18 protein-coding genes and 1 tRNA gene are annotated in these 16,593 nt (G+C 58.6%); 9 read left to right on the top strand and 10 right to left on the bottom strand.

All coding sequences use genetic code 11. The features are described 5' to 3' along the window. Nucleotides 1–81 precede the first annotated feature (81 nt). Together K3762_RS05485 and K3762_RS05490 are read left to right on the top strand one after the other, a co-directional pair. Complete coding sequence (locus tag K3762_RS05485; protein WP_260012157.1) at nucleotides 82–492, top strand: helix-turn-helix transcriptional regulator; 411 nt, start codon at nucleotides 82–84, stop codon at nucleotides 490–492. 20 nt (nucleotides 493–512) lie between these two features. Continuing rightward, nucleotides 513–1,547 (top strand): site-specific integrase, encoded by a 1,035-nt coding sequence (locus tag K3762_RS05490; protein WP_260012159.1) that lies wholly within the window; start codon nucleotides 513–515, stop codon nucleotides 1,545–1,547. A gap of 173 nt (nucleotides 1,548–1,720) precedes the next feature. On the opposite strand, the gene K3762_RS05495 is transcribed toward K3762_RS05490, so the two are convergent. Together K3762_RS05495 and K3762_RS05500 are read right to left on the bottom strand one after the other, a co-directional pair. Continuing rightward, nucleotides 1,721–3,136 (bottom strand): AAA family ATPase, encoded by a 1,416-nt coding sequence (locus K3762_RS05495; RefSeq protein ID WP_260012162.1) that lies wholly within the window; start codon nucleotides 3,134–3,136, stop codon nucleotides 1,721–1,723. Nucleotides 3,137–3,200: 64 nt separating this feature from the next. Further along, on the bottom strand, nucleotides 3,201–3,743 hold the full coding sequence (locus tag K3762_RS05500) for a hypothetical protein (RefSeq protein WP_260012164.1): 543 nt from the start codon (nucleotides 3,741–3,743) through the stop codon (nucleotides 3,201–3,203). Between the two features lie 292 nt (nucleotides 3,744–4,035). Here K3762_RS05500 and K3762_RS05505 point away from each other — a divergent pair, with 292 nt between their 5' ends. From K3762_RS05505 to K3762_RS05525, 5 genes are read left to right on the top strand one after another with little or no spacing between them, the layout of a single operon-like run. After that, nucleotides 4,036–4,824, top strand: coding sequence for a hypothetical protein (locus K3762_RS05505; RefSeq protein ID WP_311198988.1), 789 nt, complete (start codon nucleotides 4,036–4,038; stop codon nucleotides 4,822–4,824). Between the two features lie 11 nt (nucleotides 4,825–4,835). Then, complete coding sequence (locus K3762_RS05510) at nucleotides 4,836–5,033, top strand: hypothetical protein (protein WP_260012168.1); 198 nt, start codon at nucleotides 4,836–4,838, stop codon at nucleotides 5,031–5,033. Beyond that, entirely contained in the window at nucleotides 5,030–5,233 is a 204-nt protein-coding gene (locus K3762_RS05515) for a hypothetical protein (RefSeq protein WP_260012170.1), read from the top strand. Before K3762_RS05510 ends, K3762_RS05515 begins: the two co-directional genes overlap by 4 nt. Then, on the top strand, nucleotides 5,230–5,547 hold the full coding sequence (locus K3762_RS05520; RefSeq protein ID WP_260012172.1) for a hypothetical protein: 318 nt from the start codon (nucleotides 5,230–5,232) through the stop codon (nucleotides 5,545–5,547). Before K3762_RS05515 ends, K3762_RS05520 begins: the two co-directional genes overlap by 4 nt. A 23-nt stretch (nucleotides 5,548–5,570) precedes the next feature. Then, a complete protein-coding gene (locus K3762_RS05525) occupies nucleotides 5,571–5,720 on the top strand; it encodes a hypothetical protein (RefSeq protein ID WP_260012174.1) in 150 nt (49 codons plus the stop codon). Nucleotides 5,721–5,784: 64 nt separating this feature from the next. Here the strand turns inward: K3762_RS05525 and K3762_RS05530 are convergent, their stop codons facing one another. Beyond that, complete coding sequence (locus K3762_RS05530) at nucleotides 5,785–6,234, bottom strand: hypothetical protein (protein WP_260012176.1); 450 nt, start codon at nucleotides 6,232–6,234, stop codon at nucleotides 5,785–5,787. Continuing rightward, the gene (locus K3762_RS05535; protein ID WP_260012188.1) at nucleotides 6,225–7,472 is read right to left on the bottom strand and encodes an AAA family ATPase; all 1,248 of its coding nucleotides are present in this window, start codon (nucleotides 7,470–7,472) and stop codon (nucleotides 6,225–6,227) included. Before K3762_RS05535 ends, K3762_RS05530 begins: the two co-directional genes overlap by 10 nt. A gap of 1,061 nt (nucleotides 7,473–8,533) precedes the next feature. On the opposite strand from K3762_RS05535, the gene K3762_RS05540 reads away from it, so the two are divergent. Further along, nucleotides 8,534–10,120, top strand: coding sequence for a gamma-glutamyltransferase family protein (locus tag K3762_RS05540; RefSeq protein WP_260012191.1), 1,587 nt, complete (start codon nucleotides 8,534–8,536; stop codon nucleotides 10,118–10,120). A gap of 70 nt (nucleotides 10,121–10,190) precedes the next feature. Here K3762_RS05540 and K3762_RS05545 read toward each other — a convergent pair whose 3' ends face one another. Next, nucleotides 10,191–10,493 (bottom strand): DoxX family protein, encoded by a 303-nt coding sequence (locus K3762_RS05545; protein ID WP_206054348.1) that lies wholly within the window; start codon nucleotides 10,491–10,493, stop codon nucleotides 10,191–10,193. A gap of 275 nt (nucleotides 10,494–10,768) precedes the next feature. On the opposite strand from K3762_RS05545, the gene K3762_RS05550 reads away from it, so the two are divergent. After that, nucleotides 10,769–10,843, top strand: a tRNA-Asn gene (locus K3762_RS05550). Between the two features lie 366 nt (nucleotides 10,844–11,209). On the opposite strand, the gene K3762_RS05555 is transcribed toward K3762_RS05550, so the two are convergent. From K3762_RS05555 to K3762_RS05575, 5 genes are read right to left on the bottom strand one after another with little or no spacing between them, the layout of a single operon-like run. Beyond that, nucleotides 11,210–12,721 (bottom strand): aldehyde dehydrogenase (NADP(+)), encoded by a 1,512-nt coding sequence (locus tag K3762_RS05555; protein WP_260012196.1) that lies wholly within the window; start codon nucleotides 12,719–12,721, stop codon nucleotides 11,210–11,212. Next, complete coding sequence (locus tag K3762_RS05560; protein ID WP_260012198.1) at nucleotides 12,718–13,725, bottom strand: 4-hydroxythreonine-4-phosphate dehydrogenase PdxA; 1,008 nt, start codon at nucleotides 13,723–13,725, stop codon at nucleotides 12,718–12,720. Before K3762_RS05560 ends, K3762_RS05555 begins: the two co-directional genes overlap by 4 nt. 2 nt (nucleotides 13,726–13,727) lie before the next feature. Continuing rightward, nucleotides 13,728–14,459, bottom strand: a complete 732-nt coding sequence (locus K3762_RS05565; protein ID WP_120350525.1) for a GntR family transcriptional regulator — start codon at nucleotides 14,457–14,459, stop codon at nucleotides 13,728–13,730. A gap of 1 nt (nucleotide 14,460) precedes the next feature. Beyond that, the gene (locus tag K3762_RS05570; protein ID WP_260012206.1) at nucleotides 14,461–15,372 is read right to left on the bottom strand and encodes a dihydrodipicolinate synthase family protein; all 912 of its coding nucleotides are present in this window, start codon (nucleotides 15,370–15,372) and stop codon (nucleotides 14,461–14,463) included. Next, complete coding sequence (locus tag K3762_RS05575) at nucleotides 15,369–16,544, bottom strand: L-rhamnonate dehydratase (protein WP_120350527.1); 1,176 nt, start codon at nucleotides 16,542–16,544, stop codon at nucleotides 15,369–15,371. The genes K3762_RS05570 and K3762_RS05575 overlap by 4 nt, the downstream gene beginning before the upstream one ends. Nucleotides 16,545–16,593: the final 49 nt, after the last annotated feature.

Here is a 16,593-nt window from a genome sequence, read left to right on the forward strand (position 1 = left end):
TGTGCTGTCCTGTATTGCTTGATTTTGTCTGCTTTCGTGTTAATGATGTGAAATAAGATATCACACTCAGGGGATAAGACCATGGAAGTTGTCGAGACAGACGAGATGCCAATTTTCGCGCAGAACCTCCAACGAATACTAGAGGAGCGCAACTTGCAGCAATCCGAAGTCGCCGAGGCCTCAGGGCTCAAGCGAGACGCCTTCGGGAGATATTACCATGGCAAGACCCCGCCGCCCGCGAAAAAGCTGATCGCGATCGCCCGGGCGCTCAAGGTCAAGCCATCCGATATCAACCCTGACGCCACCGGGCTGGATGATGTCGAGATGACAGAGATCGAGGGTGATCCGATCTATCAGATGACGCCAGCGATGAGTCGGCGGGCAGGCTATCTTATGCTCCGCATCAACACAGAACTCCCGGCCGGGATGGCCGTGCGCATCGTCGAAGAGATCGAGCGCCAGCTCCAGACAGAGACCAAAGAGGCAGGGTGAGAGAAAAGGAATAAGGCTGGATGAGTAAGGTCAAAGAGCGAAATATCTACATTTTGAAAGTTCCGGGACGGGACGCTTGGCATATCAGAGACGGCAAACGCCGCATCTCAACTGGAGAAATGTCTCGTGGTGCCGCAACTCGTAAGATGATGAAATACATCGAAGAGGTCAGCGGGTCAGCTTCCGGATCTGAACTGGAAACCATCGGCGATGTCATCGATCACTGGATCGAGGTCAAAAAACCCGGGATGCTGATCAATGGCATGTGGGACAAGAAATGGAAGTTTGTCATCGGCACAATCAAGCGCCACGCCGAAGACGTTCAGCTCTCCGCGGCCGGCTATAAGTGGTCCAAGACATACGCAGCAGCGCGCCGTGCAGAAGGCGTCAAGGGTCCCACGATCCGCCAGGAGCTGAGCACCATCAGAGCCGCATGGAAGCTTTCTGTGGACCATGAGATGCTCACCCTGCCGCCCAAGGCTTTCGATCTTCCAGATGCCTCAGCGCCGCGCGAGCGATGGCTAACAAGAGAAGAGGCCGCCAACCTGGTTGAGGCCAGTATCGCTCCGCATATCCGTCTGTTCATCGAGCTGGCCCTGGCCACCGCAGGCCGGCATGGCGCCATCCTGGAACTGCAATGGCATCAGATCCATTTCGACAAGGCTCAGATCGATCTGCGCGTGTCGCCTGATGAAGATGAAGATGTGAAAGTAAGGCGCAAGAAGAGGGCTATGGTTCCGGTCTCGGATCGCATCGTTGAGATCCTCAGAGAGGCCCGTGAGAACACCGCGGGTGATCATGTGATCGAATATCACGGCAAACCTCTCAAGAGCGTCTGGAAGGGCGTGAAAATGACAGTCAAGCGCGCCGGGCTACCTGACAATGTGACGCCGCACATCCTGCGCCATACGGCCGCCACATGGATGTGCCAAGCGGGTGTGGACCTTTGGCAGGTGGCGGGTTTTATGGGTCATTCATCGACAAAACAGGTCGAGCTCACATACGGCCATCACTGCCCGGATCACATGATAGAGGCACGCGAAGCCCTCACATAAGCTGAAAAGATCAGCGCCTGATCGTTATGTGATGTCGTTTAATAATAGGGAACAGCTAAATGCTGTATATAACCGATCATGGATTTCGTCCATGATGGTTAAACGATCATCAAAAATCACATCAGGATAAACAAAAGGGCGCCCTCCTCGGACGCCCTTTTTCTCATTTTAGATCAGAATGGCACTTCAATGTCCTGCTCATCTTTCGCCACTTCAGGGGTCTCCGCAGGCTTGCTGAGGATCGCATGCAAATCGGCATCTGCGCTCTTCTGCTTCTTGACCGTCTTGCCATCATCGATCAGGCCGTTCTTGAAATCCTCCACGCTCGGCGCGCCTGCATTGAAGGGAAGCTTGTAGTTCTTGTTGCCCTTAATCTCGCGCATCCTCTCCTCATGCTCATGCTGGTTCGCGTAGTCACCCTCAGGCACATCCCAGACGCCGCCCGTGCCTGTCCGGCCCGTGGTGCAGCGCACGATGATGTTCTCAGCTTCTAGTCCCTCCAAGACATTCGAGATAAGACCATCCTCAATGTTATCAGGGAAGAACTCGGCCAGGGCGGCGCGGCTCAGAGTTTCCACAGATGTCGCCGATTTCTGGGAGATCGCGAAGGGGCGACGGATCTGCGCGGCCAGCTTGATATAGTTCGGCAGATTATTGTGCAGGACACCGCGGATGGCTGTGTTCGCCTCTTTCTGGACCTTGATCAGCGGCTTACCTGTGCCGTCAATCGCTACAAAATTGCGGTGCTCATGTGAGCGCAGAACAGGGAAGATGCTGCCACTCAGCTCACAGCCCGGGACATTGGTCTTCACCGCGGCCATCATGGGCGCATCTTTCTCGGCGGCGTTCAGGTTCGTATAGGCATTCTGTGAGGCGAAGAGCATCACGATGGCATGGCGCGCGGCATCAATCAGAGAGCCAGACCCTTTGAGCAATGAGAGCATCTCGCCTGGCGCGCTCTTCGGTGAAACCTTGTCTTGCCCACCCTTGTTGAGGTGGGCCGTCATGACAACTGCCGCGCCAGAGTTCCTTGCCAGTTTGCGCAACTCCGACATTGTCGCATAGGCCACATTGCTCGAGTTGTAATCAGCGCGGCTCAAAGAGGACAGCGTGTCCATTGCAACGAAGTCCGGCTTGTACTCGATCAGATCCTTCCACAGCGAGCGACCGGAATCCGTCAGGGTTCCATCTTCGCTTGAAAAGAGAGGCTCAGGATTTTCCCGGGTGTCGTTGAACTCTTCCCAGCTGACGATCTTCAGATTACCTGAGCGCTGACCTGTAGTGGCCTCCTCCATGTTTTTCAGCTCATACCGGATCTTGCGGCCAAGACCATCGCCGGCCTCTTCACCGAAGATCAGAACAACCCTAAGCGGGCGGTCGTGCTGGCGTGCGCCGAACATCTCAAATTTACCGGTCGCCGATGCACCGATGGCGGCCTTCAGGATCGAGGTTGTCTTACCGCTGCCGCCGGCAACGCCGAAGAGCGTTGGGACGCCCATCGGGATGAGGTGCCCGTCGATATACTCCTGCGGTTTGATATCCCGCGTGATCGTCTCTATGTTCAGGCATGCGCTATTCAGGAAGTCCATGTTGTGTCTCTTTTCTTTTCTTTTTTTCGTGTAGTGCGTAGGGGAGGGAGGACTAACCGTAAGGTCAGACCCTGTTGATCGGAGTGATGATGGGTTCCAGGCCATTGGAAAGGTCCCACTCTTCAGCAAGAAGCTGTGCATCGCCGACGGGATCATTACTGAACAAGGCCACGCCCGCCTGTATCATGCATGCCTCTGAATGATGTTTTGCGGCATCCAGGGAGAGCACCAAGATCGCCAGGGCGCGCTTGGAGTAGGGTGCAACCCGACCACTGCGGAATGTCTTTCGGATCTCATCTGAGCGCCTCATAAGGGATGCGCGCAAATGGTGGAGAGCTGCGGTGAGCGTGGATGCATCAGCCGAACCGGGCTGGATCACCTCAAGTCGCCACTGACCATCTGTCAGGGCATACTCGATCAGCGACGCCGTGCCCGCAGTGAAGAGCATCAACTCTGCGAAATCGATTGCGCCGGTTTTGGAACCGGAGATTGGCGTGTGCGAGAAGCCGACCGAGCGATTGATCGTGCCTTCCTCAATAATGCGACGCGTGATGCTTTGCACATCTTCGATGACCTGAGCTGCGATGAGCCCCTCTACACCTCGCACGCGGTTAAGTGCTGTGATTGAGCGCCGCTTTGGGAGGGTGCTCGTCGAAAAGATCCTTCATGTTTCTGCTCCTGCTGGATTGATTTCTTGATATGACCAATATCCCGCAAAATTGGAAAAACCCGAAATTAATAATGTTTCATTATGTCCCGTTTTGATCGGGAGAATCCGTGATAATACCAATTAAATAAGAATTAATTATGTATTCAATGTTGCGATAAATGTCTCGTTATTCTGGTCGATAAGTCGTTTTCCGACGATATGATGTATGGTGAGGAAAAGCGGAGGCTGCGTGACAAACGAACAGATCCAACAAATCCTCAAATTCGCAAAACACTACCCCGGACGCATCGATGGACGTATCGGACCCAAGACCCGTGCGGGCATTAATGAGGTCCTGGAAAACCATCCAGAAACAAAGGGTTGGAATATCGATCGGCGCCGTATTGCTGCTGCTCAAGTGATCCTTGATGAGCATGGATGTGAGCCTGGCACTATTGGTGGCTTTGATGGCCACAACACTGAAAACGCTTGCCTTGCATACGACCTGCAGCACCGTGCTGGCGTCCCTCTGGTGATCGATCGCAGTGCCACTGGCACCCTTCAAGGGAGCTGGCCTCGGCAGGATGATCTTGAGCGTTTTTACGGACCCGCTGGCGGATCTGAGGCAACTGCTGGAAAAGTGATTTTACCAATCCCATTCAAGATCGCCTGGAATCCTTCACAAACTATTTCGCGCTTTTCCTGTCATGAGAAGGTTGCCGGTCCTCTGACTGCGATCTTCGAGGAGGCTGTGGAGCATTACGGCGAGGATGAGTTCCGGCGTCTGCGTCTCGACCGGTTCGGCGGATGTTTCAATGATCGCAACATGCGTGGCGGCTCTCGGAAATCGACGCACGCCTATGGCATCGCCGTGGTCCTGGACCCAATCAACAATCAGCTGCGCTGGACATCTCGTCGAGCAAAGTTCGCAAAGCCTCAATATGAGGCCTTCTGGAGGATCGTTGAGAAGCACGGCGGCGCTAGCCTGGGTCGCGAAAAAAACTTTGACTTGATGCATTTCCAGTTCGCGCGCGTGTGAGGTTTATAAATATGAAGCTATCCCCCTTTGCCCCTTTAGCCCTGGCATTTCTTATTTCACTCTGCCTGACCATTGCCCTCGTCGCGATGATCCTGCGCAGTGATCGGATCGCCGCCGAGCGTCACGAAGAGCTCAAAGGCGGCGTCGTCAATCTGTTCCAAAATCAGATGATGCTCTCGACAACCTGCAAGCCGGGGATCGAGCTGTGATGGAGCCGCGCCAGAAGACATACAAGCGCGAGGTCTCGATGGTGCTTTTGTGCTTCGTCTGCGGTCTGGCCGTGGCCGCTGTGGTTGGCCCATCTGTGCCGGCGATGGAGGCGCTGCGCATCCTTGTCGCGCCAGTGTTCCTCTTTGCCGCGGGCGCTTTTGGGCTTGATGAGATGTCCAAGAACATGAGGCAGAAATGATCTTCACCATCCTCAACGCAGTCGGCGGCCGCGCGATGGCCTGGCTGCTCATGCTGGCGGTCGGTGCTGGCGCGACATTTTGGACTAAAAATTTGTTGGGTAAAATGCAGGACGCGAAGATCCAGATCGAAGAACTGCAGGCTGAGCGCGATGCCGCACGGCAAGCGGCGGACACTGCGGCCAAGCGCGCGGAGCAAGCCTTGGAGGCCGAAAAGCGGGCCGCTGAGGCGCTTCAGGGTCGCCTTGAGAGGTTGAGCCAGGCGCCGCGAGATGAGTGCCTTGAAAAGGCAATGCCGTCAGAGTTTGGGGGATAGTGAAAGATGAGATGATGGTTAGGATGAAGAGGGCGATGCTTGGGTTGGTGATAGTTGGCGTCCTAGCTGGCTGTGCCAAAGAGGTTGAGGAGGTCTATGAGCCGCCGCGCGTGACCGTGACATGCCCAGACCCTGAGGGCCGCAAGAAGATCGGCCCGGGCTCCAATGTCTAAGATCTCGGCCGGGCGCATGCCTATGCCGTGGACGGATGGACGCGCTGCTCGGATGCGGCGAAGATCAACGATGAGGGCTAGGGTAGACGAGAGATAGGAACTGCTCTTCAGGCATCTCGTTTCGAAGATCGAAAGCTGCATCTGACAAGGTCATGATCCAGTTGTGATCTGACCGGATCTGGCCGGGCGTGCCGAAGGCCATGCAGCGAACGGCACTTTCATTCGCGCACCACATCCTGATATCTGTAATTTCTCGCCCCAGTCTCTCATCGATCACCCGCATGTGGAGCATGCCGAACTCTTCCTTGGCATCGATAATCGAGATATTACTGGCGTTCTTTGCAATATGCGCGCCCACAGTTTCAAAAATGCTAATCCATCCAGCAGGCTTGTCTCTCAGCTGTTCAGCACCCTTCACGCCCGCGGCAGTCATCGCATAGATTAGCGTGTCGATACGGACATCATAACCAAACTCAAGCCGGCCAGATTCAAAGGGTGGTCGCGTCAGTGGCATAGATAAGCCTCCTCTGAGGGTGTCAGTCGATCGATCACGCGAATGATCTGGCGCAAGGAAAATTCCGGCTTACTGTGGTTATCAAGGACAAAGTGGCTCAAAGCCAAGACCATCTCAGGGTCATCGGGGCACAAAACATCGAGAGCCTCGAAGTAGTTTTTGAGTGACAAGCCTGGAACCTCGATTACCTCGATCCGCGTCAAGAAAGGCGCAGGCAGATGAGAGATGCTGTTGCCTGTCATCATCCAGCTGATCCGCGACATATCGCACACTAAGCCGGACGCAGGGCATCGAAAGCTCGCCGCGGTCGACGGCTCCAGCATCGGCAGGAGTGCTGCGATCATCGATGTATTGAGCCCGCCTGCAGTATTGACCCCGCCCATCGCTTTCTCGACTTCGTTGATCGTGATGACCGGGTTCGCGATACCATGCTCCGCGATGAGCCGAAGAGGCTCGCCAATCTGGCGCGTGGAAAATCCGGATTCTACACCTGTCACGCGGAAAGACGCAGAGCCCGCGCCTGCATCCATTTCCAGCGCAGGGCATCCAGCCTCTTCAGCGATGATCGCCGAGAGTTCAGTCTTGCCTGTTCCACCAGGACCCCAGAGCATGATCGGTGGCGCTGAGTATCCAGTAACGCCTGCCGCAGCCCGTCCGCGCGCGTGCTTCCAGATCCGCTGAGTTGCATGACGCAGCCAGGGTGCTCGTGCATGGACACGGGCGAACATCTCATCGATCTGATGAACGGACCGCGGGCCAGCCAAGGGTAGGGAGCCGGAGCTGCCGCTCAGGAAATTCTTGAGTTCTTTGTCTTTGTCGATGGGCAGGGGGCCGGGGTGGCCCTTGCGCACTTTACCTTCAGCGCGCTTCGAGAGCACATCATGGACAGTCTTTGAGATCCTCAGGAAGTTCTGGATCGTTGTGCAGAGCGCATCAATCGAGCCGTCAGTCATGAGCGGCATCCCAACCTTGCCTGGATGGCGGCGGATATCGAGTGTCACGGCGGCCACTTGCTGCTCATCGTAGATGAAGTAGTTGCGCCCCATGACGCGGGGCTCCGTGATTTCATCGGCATCGATCAGAACAAGATCATCGAGATCCAGATCATGCGCATCAAAGATCGCGTGCAGAGATTTCAGGCGGGCAAGATGTGCGCGTTGGCACTCTTCTTCGAGCGCATCCTTCCAAAGATCGGATCGATCGCCGGGAAGGGTATAGACGGTGAGCTTGTCAGACATCATTGAGCACCTAGGGCGGAGACCAAGTTCAACGCGATCTCGATCAGGTCTCCACAGAGCACTAAGAGGTTGGCGGTCACGATCGCGGATGTCGTCTGAAGTTGCTGCACTTGATAATGAGCCATGGAAGTTCTCCCCTCTATGCTTTCATCAGATACCACGGTGATGTCTCGTGTCAATTTATTTACTACGATTATCATACGAATTTCATGGGGAGTGGTCGCGAGTACATTTGAACGCAAAAAAAAGGCCCCAGGCCAGTAATGGCCCGGTGCAAGTTCACGCAACACACAATGATGAGGGTCAGATCGATGTCGACCAGCGTCTCATACCCCTGCATGGCATACACATGCGCAAATGAAAGCATTGTCAAACAAAATCAGACAATTTATCACTGTCGGCTCCCCTGCTAAGGGAGTAGGCCCGGAAGGGTCTCGAGGGTTCGAATCCCTTCGTCTCCGCCACCCCGACCAAACCTGTGGCACTGCGCCCCGCGTGGGCCTTCATCCCCCCCCGATTTCACCCAACGTACCTTCGCTTTGCGAATTCGTTACATTTGCGCGGCACGGTTTTGGCAGCCCTCCGCCTTATTCTCGGCAGATTTTTAGGCGAGCATTTTCACCATCCGGGGGGACCAAATCCTAGGCGGTTACAGTGGCGCGATGCCCTGTCGCCATGCGAAAGGGAGGTTCCAGATGTTGGTTAACGTTAGAGACTGGTCTCGCATTCTGCACAATTGCATCTTTTCCGATGCCGACCAGTCGCTTTGTGCAAGGGCATGGCAATATCGAGAGGCGAGCCGTCTTTGGGCCCTCTGGGTCGTGGTTTTCACCCCCTCTCATTGCGAACGAAGTTTCCGTCACCATCGCAAAATACTGCGGCTCAAGGCGCGCAGGTCGCAAGGCAACCGCGGTTGGCGCGACAGCAATCGGCCCACTCTCTGACCTCGGAATTATTCTGCTGGGCAGTTGCATGCAGATGCATTCACGTTCACTTTGCCGGCAACGCCACAGGCGGCCGGTTTGACCGCGCCGCTGGCCTTACCCAAGCAAAGGACAGCTATGCTTCGTCACGATCCCATCTACCCGTCCCACCGATCCCCCGTGGTTGCCGACAATGTCGTCGCGACCTCTCAGCCACTGGCCACGCAGGCCGGGCTTTTGATGATGCAGCAGGGGGGCAATGCGGTGGATGCGGCGATCGCCACCGCCGCGGCGCTGACAGTGGTGGAGCCGACGGGCAATGGGCTAGGGTCTGACGCCTTCTGTATCCTGTGGGATGGCGAGAAACTGCACGGGCTCAACGCCTCGGGTCGGGCGCCTGCGGCATGGTCGCCCGAGCGGTTTCCGGATGGCATGGTCGAACATGGTTGGGACAGCGTGACCGTGCCGGGCGCGGTCAGTGCTTGGGTTGAATTGATGGAGAAGTTCGGCAAGCTTGATCTGGCGACCGTGCTGGCCCCGGCGATCCGCTATGCCGAAGAGGGCTTCCTCGTTTCGTCCACCATCGCGACGCTTTGGGCGCGCGGGGCCGAGGTTTTGGGCAAGCAGCCGGGCTTTGCCGAGACATTTCTGCCCGAGGGCCGCGCCCCGCGCGCGGGCGAGCGGTTCCGCAACCCCGGCGCCGCACGCACCCTGCGTCTGATCGCCGAAACCAATGGCCGCGCCTTTTATGAAGGTGAGATCGCGCAAGAGATTGTGGCCCATGCCAAGGCCAATGGCGGCGCGATGACCATGGACGATCTGGCGGCCAACAAGCCCGAATGGTGCGGCACGATCAGCCAAAGCTTCGACGGTGTGGATCTGCATGAGATTCCGCCAAACGGGCAGGGGATCGCCGCGCTCATGGCGCTTGGCATACTGGAGCATAGCGACATTCGCACCCACGGGGCCGACGACCTGATGGCGGTGCATTTGCAGATCGAAGCCTGCAAACTGGCGTATAGCGATCTGCATGCCTATGTGGCGGATCGGACCGCCATGACGCAGGTCGACGAAAAGGCGCTGCTTGATCCGGCGTACCTCAAATCTCGCGCGGCGCTGATCTCAGCCGACAAGGCGCAAGATTTCGGCGCGGGTGCGCCGAAACAGGGCGGCACGGTTTTGATGAGCACGGCGGATGCCTCGGGCATGATGGTCAGCTTCATCCAGTCGAACTACGCGGGCTTCGGCTCGGGCGTGGTGGTGCCGGGGACGGGGGTCTCAATGCAGAACCGTGGCTTTGGTTTCACGACCGAGGCGGGGCACCAGAATATCGTGGCGGGGGGCAAGCGGCCTTTCCATACGATCATCCCCGGTTTCGCGATGAAGGACGGCCAGCCCTTGATGGCCTATGGCATGATGGGCGGCCCGATTCAGGCGCAGGGCCATATGCAACTGCTGCTGCGCACGCAGCTTTGGGGGCAGGACGTTCAGGTCGCCGCCGATGCGCCGCGCTGGCGGATCCTATCGGGGTTGGAGGTGGCCTGCGAACCGGCAATGGCGCCCGATCTTTTGCAAGGGCTGCGCGATCTGGGCCATGTCGTCCATGTCGAAGTGCCTGACAATGCTTTCGGTTTCGGCGGGGCGCAATTGGTGCAGCGCTTGCCCGAAGGCGGCTATTCCGCCGGGTCAGATCCCCGCAAAGACGGGCAGGCGGCGGGTTTCTGAGCCATAGGGCATCTGCCCACGTAGGAATGGCATGGCTCGGTATCGGGCCATGCCATCCTACTTTAAGCGCTCAGCCCTGAGCGCGTTTCGCATCAACCGACCATGGCCCCGGACCGGCAGCTGCAAGGTAGAGGAAGCCAAGGCTGTAAAGCGCGGCCATCAGACCGCTGAGGATGAAGGCCGGCAGCCGCGAGACGCTAAAGATCAGTTCAGTCACGCCCGCGATGCCACCCAATGAGGCGATCGACACGCCGCTCATCTGGCTGGTCGGGAAGCCGAGAATTTCGCTTGTGCTATGTTGCAGGATCAACAGGCCCGACATGATGCGGAAAAGCGATAGTATCTGCGGCCGGTATGGGGAGAGGAAGGTCAAGATTTTCCCTTTCAGGGTTTCTTGTTGTGCTCACCGGGCCAGTATCAATCCCAGTCCACGCGACCCGCTTAGCCTCAAGCGCGGGGGAGGGGGATATGCCACGTATCTGTGATTTGGGCGCGCCCGAATTCGCGGGCGACGGAGGCAAATTTCAAGCGGAGGCAAATAATCGAAAAAAAATCGTCACAAAGGCCCAATTGCACTTGCGCACCCCGGACTGCCCGCGTTAAAGAGCCGCTGTCCGAGGGCGTTGCCCGAAAGACAAACATAGGCATTCCGGCGTAGCTCAGCGGTAGAGCAGTTGACTGTTAATCAATTGGTCGTAGGTTCGATCCCTACCGCCGGAGCCAATTTTTCTACTCATTAAAGATTTACGAGCTAAGCCCCCTTTCGGGGGCTTTCGTCGTTTTGGGCTTGGGGCAACATTTGGGGCGGCCCGAATTTACTTGCGATCGACCCTTTGGAGTGCTCCCGCCCGGTGGTCAATCCAGCAACGCGTTGCGTCGGGTTGCCCGACCGCAAGCTGTCCTCCCGGATTCCTGCAAGGTATCATAAACGGGTGTCGGTCAACCCAGCGATCAGATCGGCCAAGCGGTGTGAACCCGCTTGGCTCAGGAACCGCCCATCGCGCCAATGCCACCGAACCAGCAGCCAATGCCGCACGCCTCAAGAGTTCATAAGCGGTGTGGCCCGCCCGAACTGGGCGAGCCTCTTGATCAGAAACCTTCGGGCAAAAGGCCTGCTGGCATGTTCTGATAGCACACTGGGCGCAGGAAACGCCGGATCGACAGGGTGCCGACCGAGGTTGCTCCGAAGTTGGTCGAGGCCGGGTAGGGCCCGCCGTGAACCATGCTGTCGGCCACTTCGACGCCGGTGGGGAAGCCGTTGACCAGCAGGCGCCCGGCTTTGCGTTCGATGATTGGCACCAGACGCCGTGCAGTCTCAGTATCCGCATCGTCCATTTGCAGCGTGATCGTAAGCTGGCCTTCCAGCCCTTTCGCAAGGCTTTCCATCTCTTCGATTGAGCTGGTCCGAACGACGAGGCCAAGCGGCCCAAAGACCTCTTCCCCAAGCTCGTGATCCTGCAAATAGGCCGCGCTATCCGTTTCATAGAGGTTGGGCAGGGCGTTGCGGCCTTCGCTTTCGGTGGACAGGCGCGGCTGCACGGCATTGCGCCGATCAAACCGGGCCTTGCCGTCGCGGTACGCCTGCGCGATCCCGTCAGTCAGCATCACCTGCGCAGGTGCGTCTTGCAGGGCTGCGGTCGCGGCTTCGACAAAACTGTCGCCTTCCGCGCCTTTCGGCACAACTGCGATGCCGGGGTTGGTGCAAAATTGGCCCGCGCCCATTGTCAGCGACCCGGCCCAGCCTTCGCCAAGGGCTTGGCCGCGCGCTTTACACGCCTCGGGCAACACGAACATGGGATTGACCGAGCCGAGTTCGCCGAAAAACGGGATCGGCTCGGGCCGGGCGGCGCAAAGGTCGAACAATGCGCGGCCCCCGCCAAGCGAGCCGGTGAAGCCCACGGCTTTGATAAGCGGATGCTGCACCAGTGCTTGGCCGACCGTGCGGTTGCCGCCTTGGATCAAGGAAAAGACACCTTTTGGCATGTCCCATTTTTCAATCGCGGCATGCACGGCCTCGGCCACGATCTCGCCCGTGCCGGGGTGGGCGGAGTGCCCTTTTACGACGACCGGACATCCTGCGGCCAGCGCTGCGGCGGTGTCGCCCCCGGCGGTGGAAAAGGCCAACGGGAAGTTCGACGCGCCGAAGACGGCGACAGGGCCAATCGGGCGCTGGACCATGCGCAGCTCCGGGCGGGGCAGGGGCTGCCGGTCGGGCAGGGCTGGATCGACCCGCGTATCAAGGTAGTCGCCCTTTAGAATATGATCGGCAAAAAGCCTCAGCTGCCCCGTGGTGCGCCCGCGTTCACCGTTCAGCCGCGCTTCGGGCAGGCCGGTTTCGCGCGTGCCGATATCGGTGATCGCCTCGGCGCGGGCTTCGATTTCGTCGGCGATGGTGTTGAGGAATGCGGCCCGCGCCTCGCGGGTGCTATAGCCGTAGGACCAGAACGCAGCCTCGGCCGCTTCGCAGGCCTGATCGACGAGCGCCGTTGTCCCGACGCTGAAATCATGCGCCGGACCGCTGGCGGGTTCGGAAGCAAAGGTCTGCTCTGCGCCGACCCATGTGCCGGCGATCAAATGTTTACCATGCGGGGTGAAGCTCATGCTGCTGTCTCCTTTTGCGAATTTCTGACCATCTTGCAGGCAATCTCGAAAGCGGCGCGGGTGGCGCCGAGGTCGGCTGTGCCTTGGCCTGCGATGTCAAATGCCGTGCCATGCGCCGGGGTGGTGACGGGCACCGGCAGCCCGCCTTGAACGGTCACGCCGCGGTCAAACCCCAGCAATTTAAGGGCGATCTGGCCTTGGTCGTGATACATCGTGACCACGGCGTCGATCTCGCCTTTCGTGACCTTGAGAAAGACGGTGTCAGACGGCAGCGGACCCGTGACAGCCATTTGACCGTCTGCCATGTGACGCACTGCCGGTTCGATCACGTCGATTTCCTCACGGCCAAAGTTGCCGCCGTCCCCGGCATGGGGGTTGAGCGCTGCAACGGCGATGCGGGGCCGCGCGTGACCGGCTTGTCGCAGGGTGCGGTCGATCAGGCGGGTGGCTTCTTGGATGCGGTCGGGGGTGATCGCGTCGGCCACGTCCCGCAGGGCGATATGGCTGGTGACCCGGCTGGTCCACATATCGTCGAGCGTGTTGAGTTCGGAAATATAGTTGGTCACGCCGAGTTTTTCGGCGATGTAATGCAACTCATCGGAATGCCCGATCCCGGCCATATGCATCGAGGCCTTGTTGAACGGGGCGAAGACAATCGCGTCGATCACCCCCTCCTGAACAAAGGCGAGCGCTTGGTCGAGGACCCGTAGCGTGGACCGGCCCGAGGCTTCGGTGCTTTGGCCAATGACGACATCCTCGGCCGCGATGGTCTCCATCTCATGCAGGGCGATTGGCGCATGCGCCGTCCAATCCTGTGCCGCCGCATCCACCGCCGTCATCGCGTGGTCGCACCCGGCTTGGCGCTGCCCCATCTCAAAGACATGACGGTCGCCGATCAGCAGGATCTGCGCCTGATCGCAGCAGTCATCGGCCAGCAGCCGGGCGACAAGTTCCGGCCCGATGCCGCTGGGGTCACCGGGGATAACACCAATTCTTGGGGTCATGTTCACTCCGTTTCTGTATTGTGGTCCTTGGCTTTGCCGTCTTCTTGCAAAGCGTTTTTGGTATTGGTGACGGCCGAGGCGAGGTGATGGCGCAGCGCCTCGGATGTGGCTTTGGCGTCGCGCCGCGACAGGGCGTCGACGATGGCGCGGTGTTCGGCCAAGGTTTGGCCGCGGCCCGAGCGACGTTGCGAGGATTGAAACCGCGCCCGCCACAGCCGCGCATTGAACTTGAGATGCGTATCGATCAGCGGGGCGTTGCGGCTTGCCTGCACAATGGCTTCGTGCATCTGCATATCGAGGCGAAAGGATTCCAACGGGGAAAGCGTGCTGTCTCCCGCTTCAATCTGACGCTGATACTCGGCCACTTGAGCGATCTCGGCATCGGTGATGCAGGCGCAGGCCAACTCCCCGGCCAAGGCTTCGAGCGCACCCATAACGATCAGGTTTTGTTCGATCTCATCAAGCCGGGGGTTGGCCACTTGCGGGCGACGGGTGACCGAATATTCGATCAACCCGTCCTGTTCGAGAATGGTCAAAGCACGGGTCAGGGGGGTGCGGCTGATGCCCAAGGCAGCGGCCAGATCACGCTCCGAGATATGCGCCCCGGCGGGCAGTTTCTCTAGCAAAATCAACTCGCGCAGCTTGTCGGCGGCGACCTCTACCAATGTGGCGCGGGGCCGCGCGAGGGCAAGCTCGCCCGTGTCGAGGTCCGTGATGTCGGTCTTCTTGCTCATGTCATTTTCCCCAGCTCAGCACCACCGGCTCAAGCGGCCGGATCAAGCGGAGTAGGGACTCTCGTGTCTGAGGATGCAATGGGGCAATCGGGTGACGACAGAATTCCGAGCGGATCACGCCGCCTTCGACCATCGCCGCTTTGGCAGACCGAAAGCCGCATTGCCGGTTTTCATGGTTCACCGCAGGCAAGACGCGGGCATAGGCATCGGTCGCGGCCCGAAGATCGCCAGCCGCGAAATGGTCAATCACCGGCTTGATCTGGTCGGGGAGCATGGCGCTGGTCATGGCGCCGGTGGCCCCGGCTTCGAGATCGGCGAGCAGCGTGATCGCCTCTTCGCCGTCGAAGGGGCCTTCGATGGCGTCGCCACCTGCCGCGATCAAGTCACGCAGCTTGGTCGCGGCCTGCGGGCATTCAATCTTGAACAGACGCACCTCTTCGATCTCGCGCGCCATGCGCACAAGCAGGGGCACCGGCATGTCCACCCCCGAAAGCGGCGCGTCTTGCACCATGATCGGGATGCCGACGTCGCCCACTTGGGCAAACTGCTCAAAGCTTTGTTCCGCAGTGCCCTTCAGCAATGCGCCATGGTACGGGGGCATCATCATGACCATCGCGGCACCATGGTCTTTGGCGTGCTGCGCGCGGGCCACGGCGATTTGAGTGGCATAGTGGCTGATGGTGACGATGACGGGCAGCCGCCCCGCCATATGCTTGAGCGAGACCTCGGTCAAAAGGCGGCGTTCCTCATCGGTGATCAGGAACTGTTCAGAGAAGTTGGCGAGGATGCAGATGCCATCGCTGCCCTGATCGACCATACAGTCGATCACACGTTTCATGCCCTCATAGTCGACCGTGCCGTCATCGTTGAACGGGGTAGGGGCGACGGGCCAGATGCCGGAGTATTTAGTCATTCTGTGATCTCGAAATTGGAAAGATGTTTGTCGGAAATGGTGATGCCGAGGCCGGGTTTGTCGTCGTCGAGCTGCAAGAACCCGTCCTGCGCCTCGGGGTCGCCTTCGAAGATGTAGTAGAACAGCTCATTGCCGACCTCGACATCGAAGACCGGGAAGTATTCGGACATCGGACAGTTAATATTGGCCATGGTCAGGTGATAGTTATGCATCTGCCCGGCATGTGGGATGACCGGGATCTGCGCCGCCTCGGCGATGGCGTTGATCTTTTGCGCCGCCGTGATGCCGCCAACGCGGTTGGTATCATATTGCAGCACGCTGACTGCGCGGCGGTTGATCAGTTCGGCGCAACCGATCACGCTGTATTCATGTTCGCCGCCTGAGATTGGGACGATCCCCATGGCGTTCAACTCGGCATAGCCTGCCACATCGTCGGCGATCACCGGCTCTTCGAGCCAGCGCGGCTCGTATTTTGCCAGTTTGGGCAGCATCCGCTTGGCATAGTCGAGGTTCCAACCCATGTAGCATTCGAGCATCAGGTCTTTGTCGTAGCCGATCACTTCGCGCAGCGCTTCGACCCGTTTGAGGTTCTCGCGCATGCCTGCCATGCCGTCCTTCGGGCCAAAGCCAAACCGCGTTTTAAAGCCGGTGTAGCCGTGCTGCATCGCCTCTTCCGCTTCGGCTTGCATGCTTTCGACAGACCCCGCGTAAAGCTTGGAATAGTAGACCGGGATTTTCTCTTTGGTGCGCCCGCCCAAGAGTTTGAACACGGGTTTGTCGACCAGTTTGCCCATCAGATCCCAGATCGCGATGTCGACGGCCGAGATCGCGGTCATCCCGACTCCCTTGCGGCCCCAAGCGTGGCTGCGGCGGTACATTTTCTCCCACAGATAGGCGTAGTCGAAGGGGTCTTCGCCAACGACCAGCGGGGCGAACCATTCGTCGATCGCCTGTTTCACCAGCGTCGGAGCCAAGGCCGCATTGCCGATGCCGATCGTGCCGTCTTCGGTCTCAATCTCGCAGGTCAGCCACTGGTGAAAACGAAAGCTCGCCATGGCATCGCCCTTAATCCAAAGGGCATCCGACGCATTGGTGCAGAAATTCCCCGAGGGGGGCACGGTCGGCCCTTTCCAGTTCCAGACACGGGTGCGGACGGATTTAATCTTAGTCATCAGGGCCTCTCTTTTTTCACTGTTTCTCGTTCTGCCGGACACTTCCGAA

It is taken from the genome of Sulfitobacter sp. W074, from assembly GCF_025142275.1.
GTDB classification, from domain to species: Bacteria; Pseudomonadota; Alphaproteobacteria; order Rhodobacterales; family Rhodobacteraceae; genus Sulfitobacter; species Sulfitobacter profundi.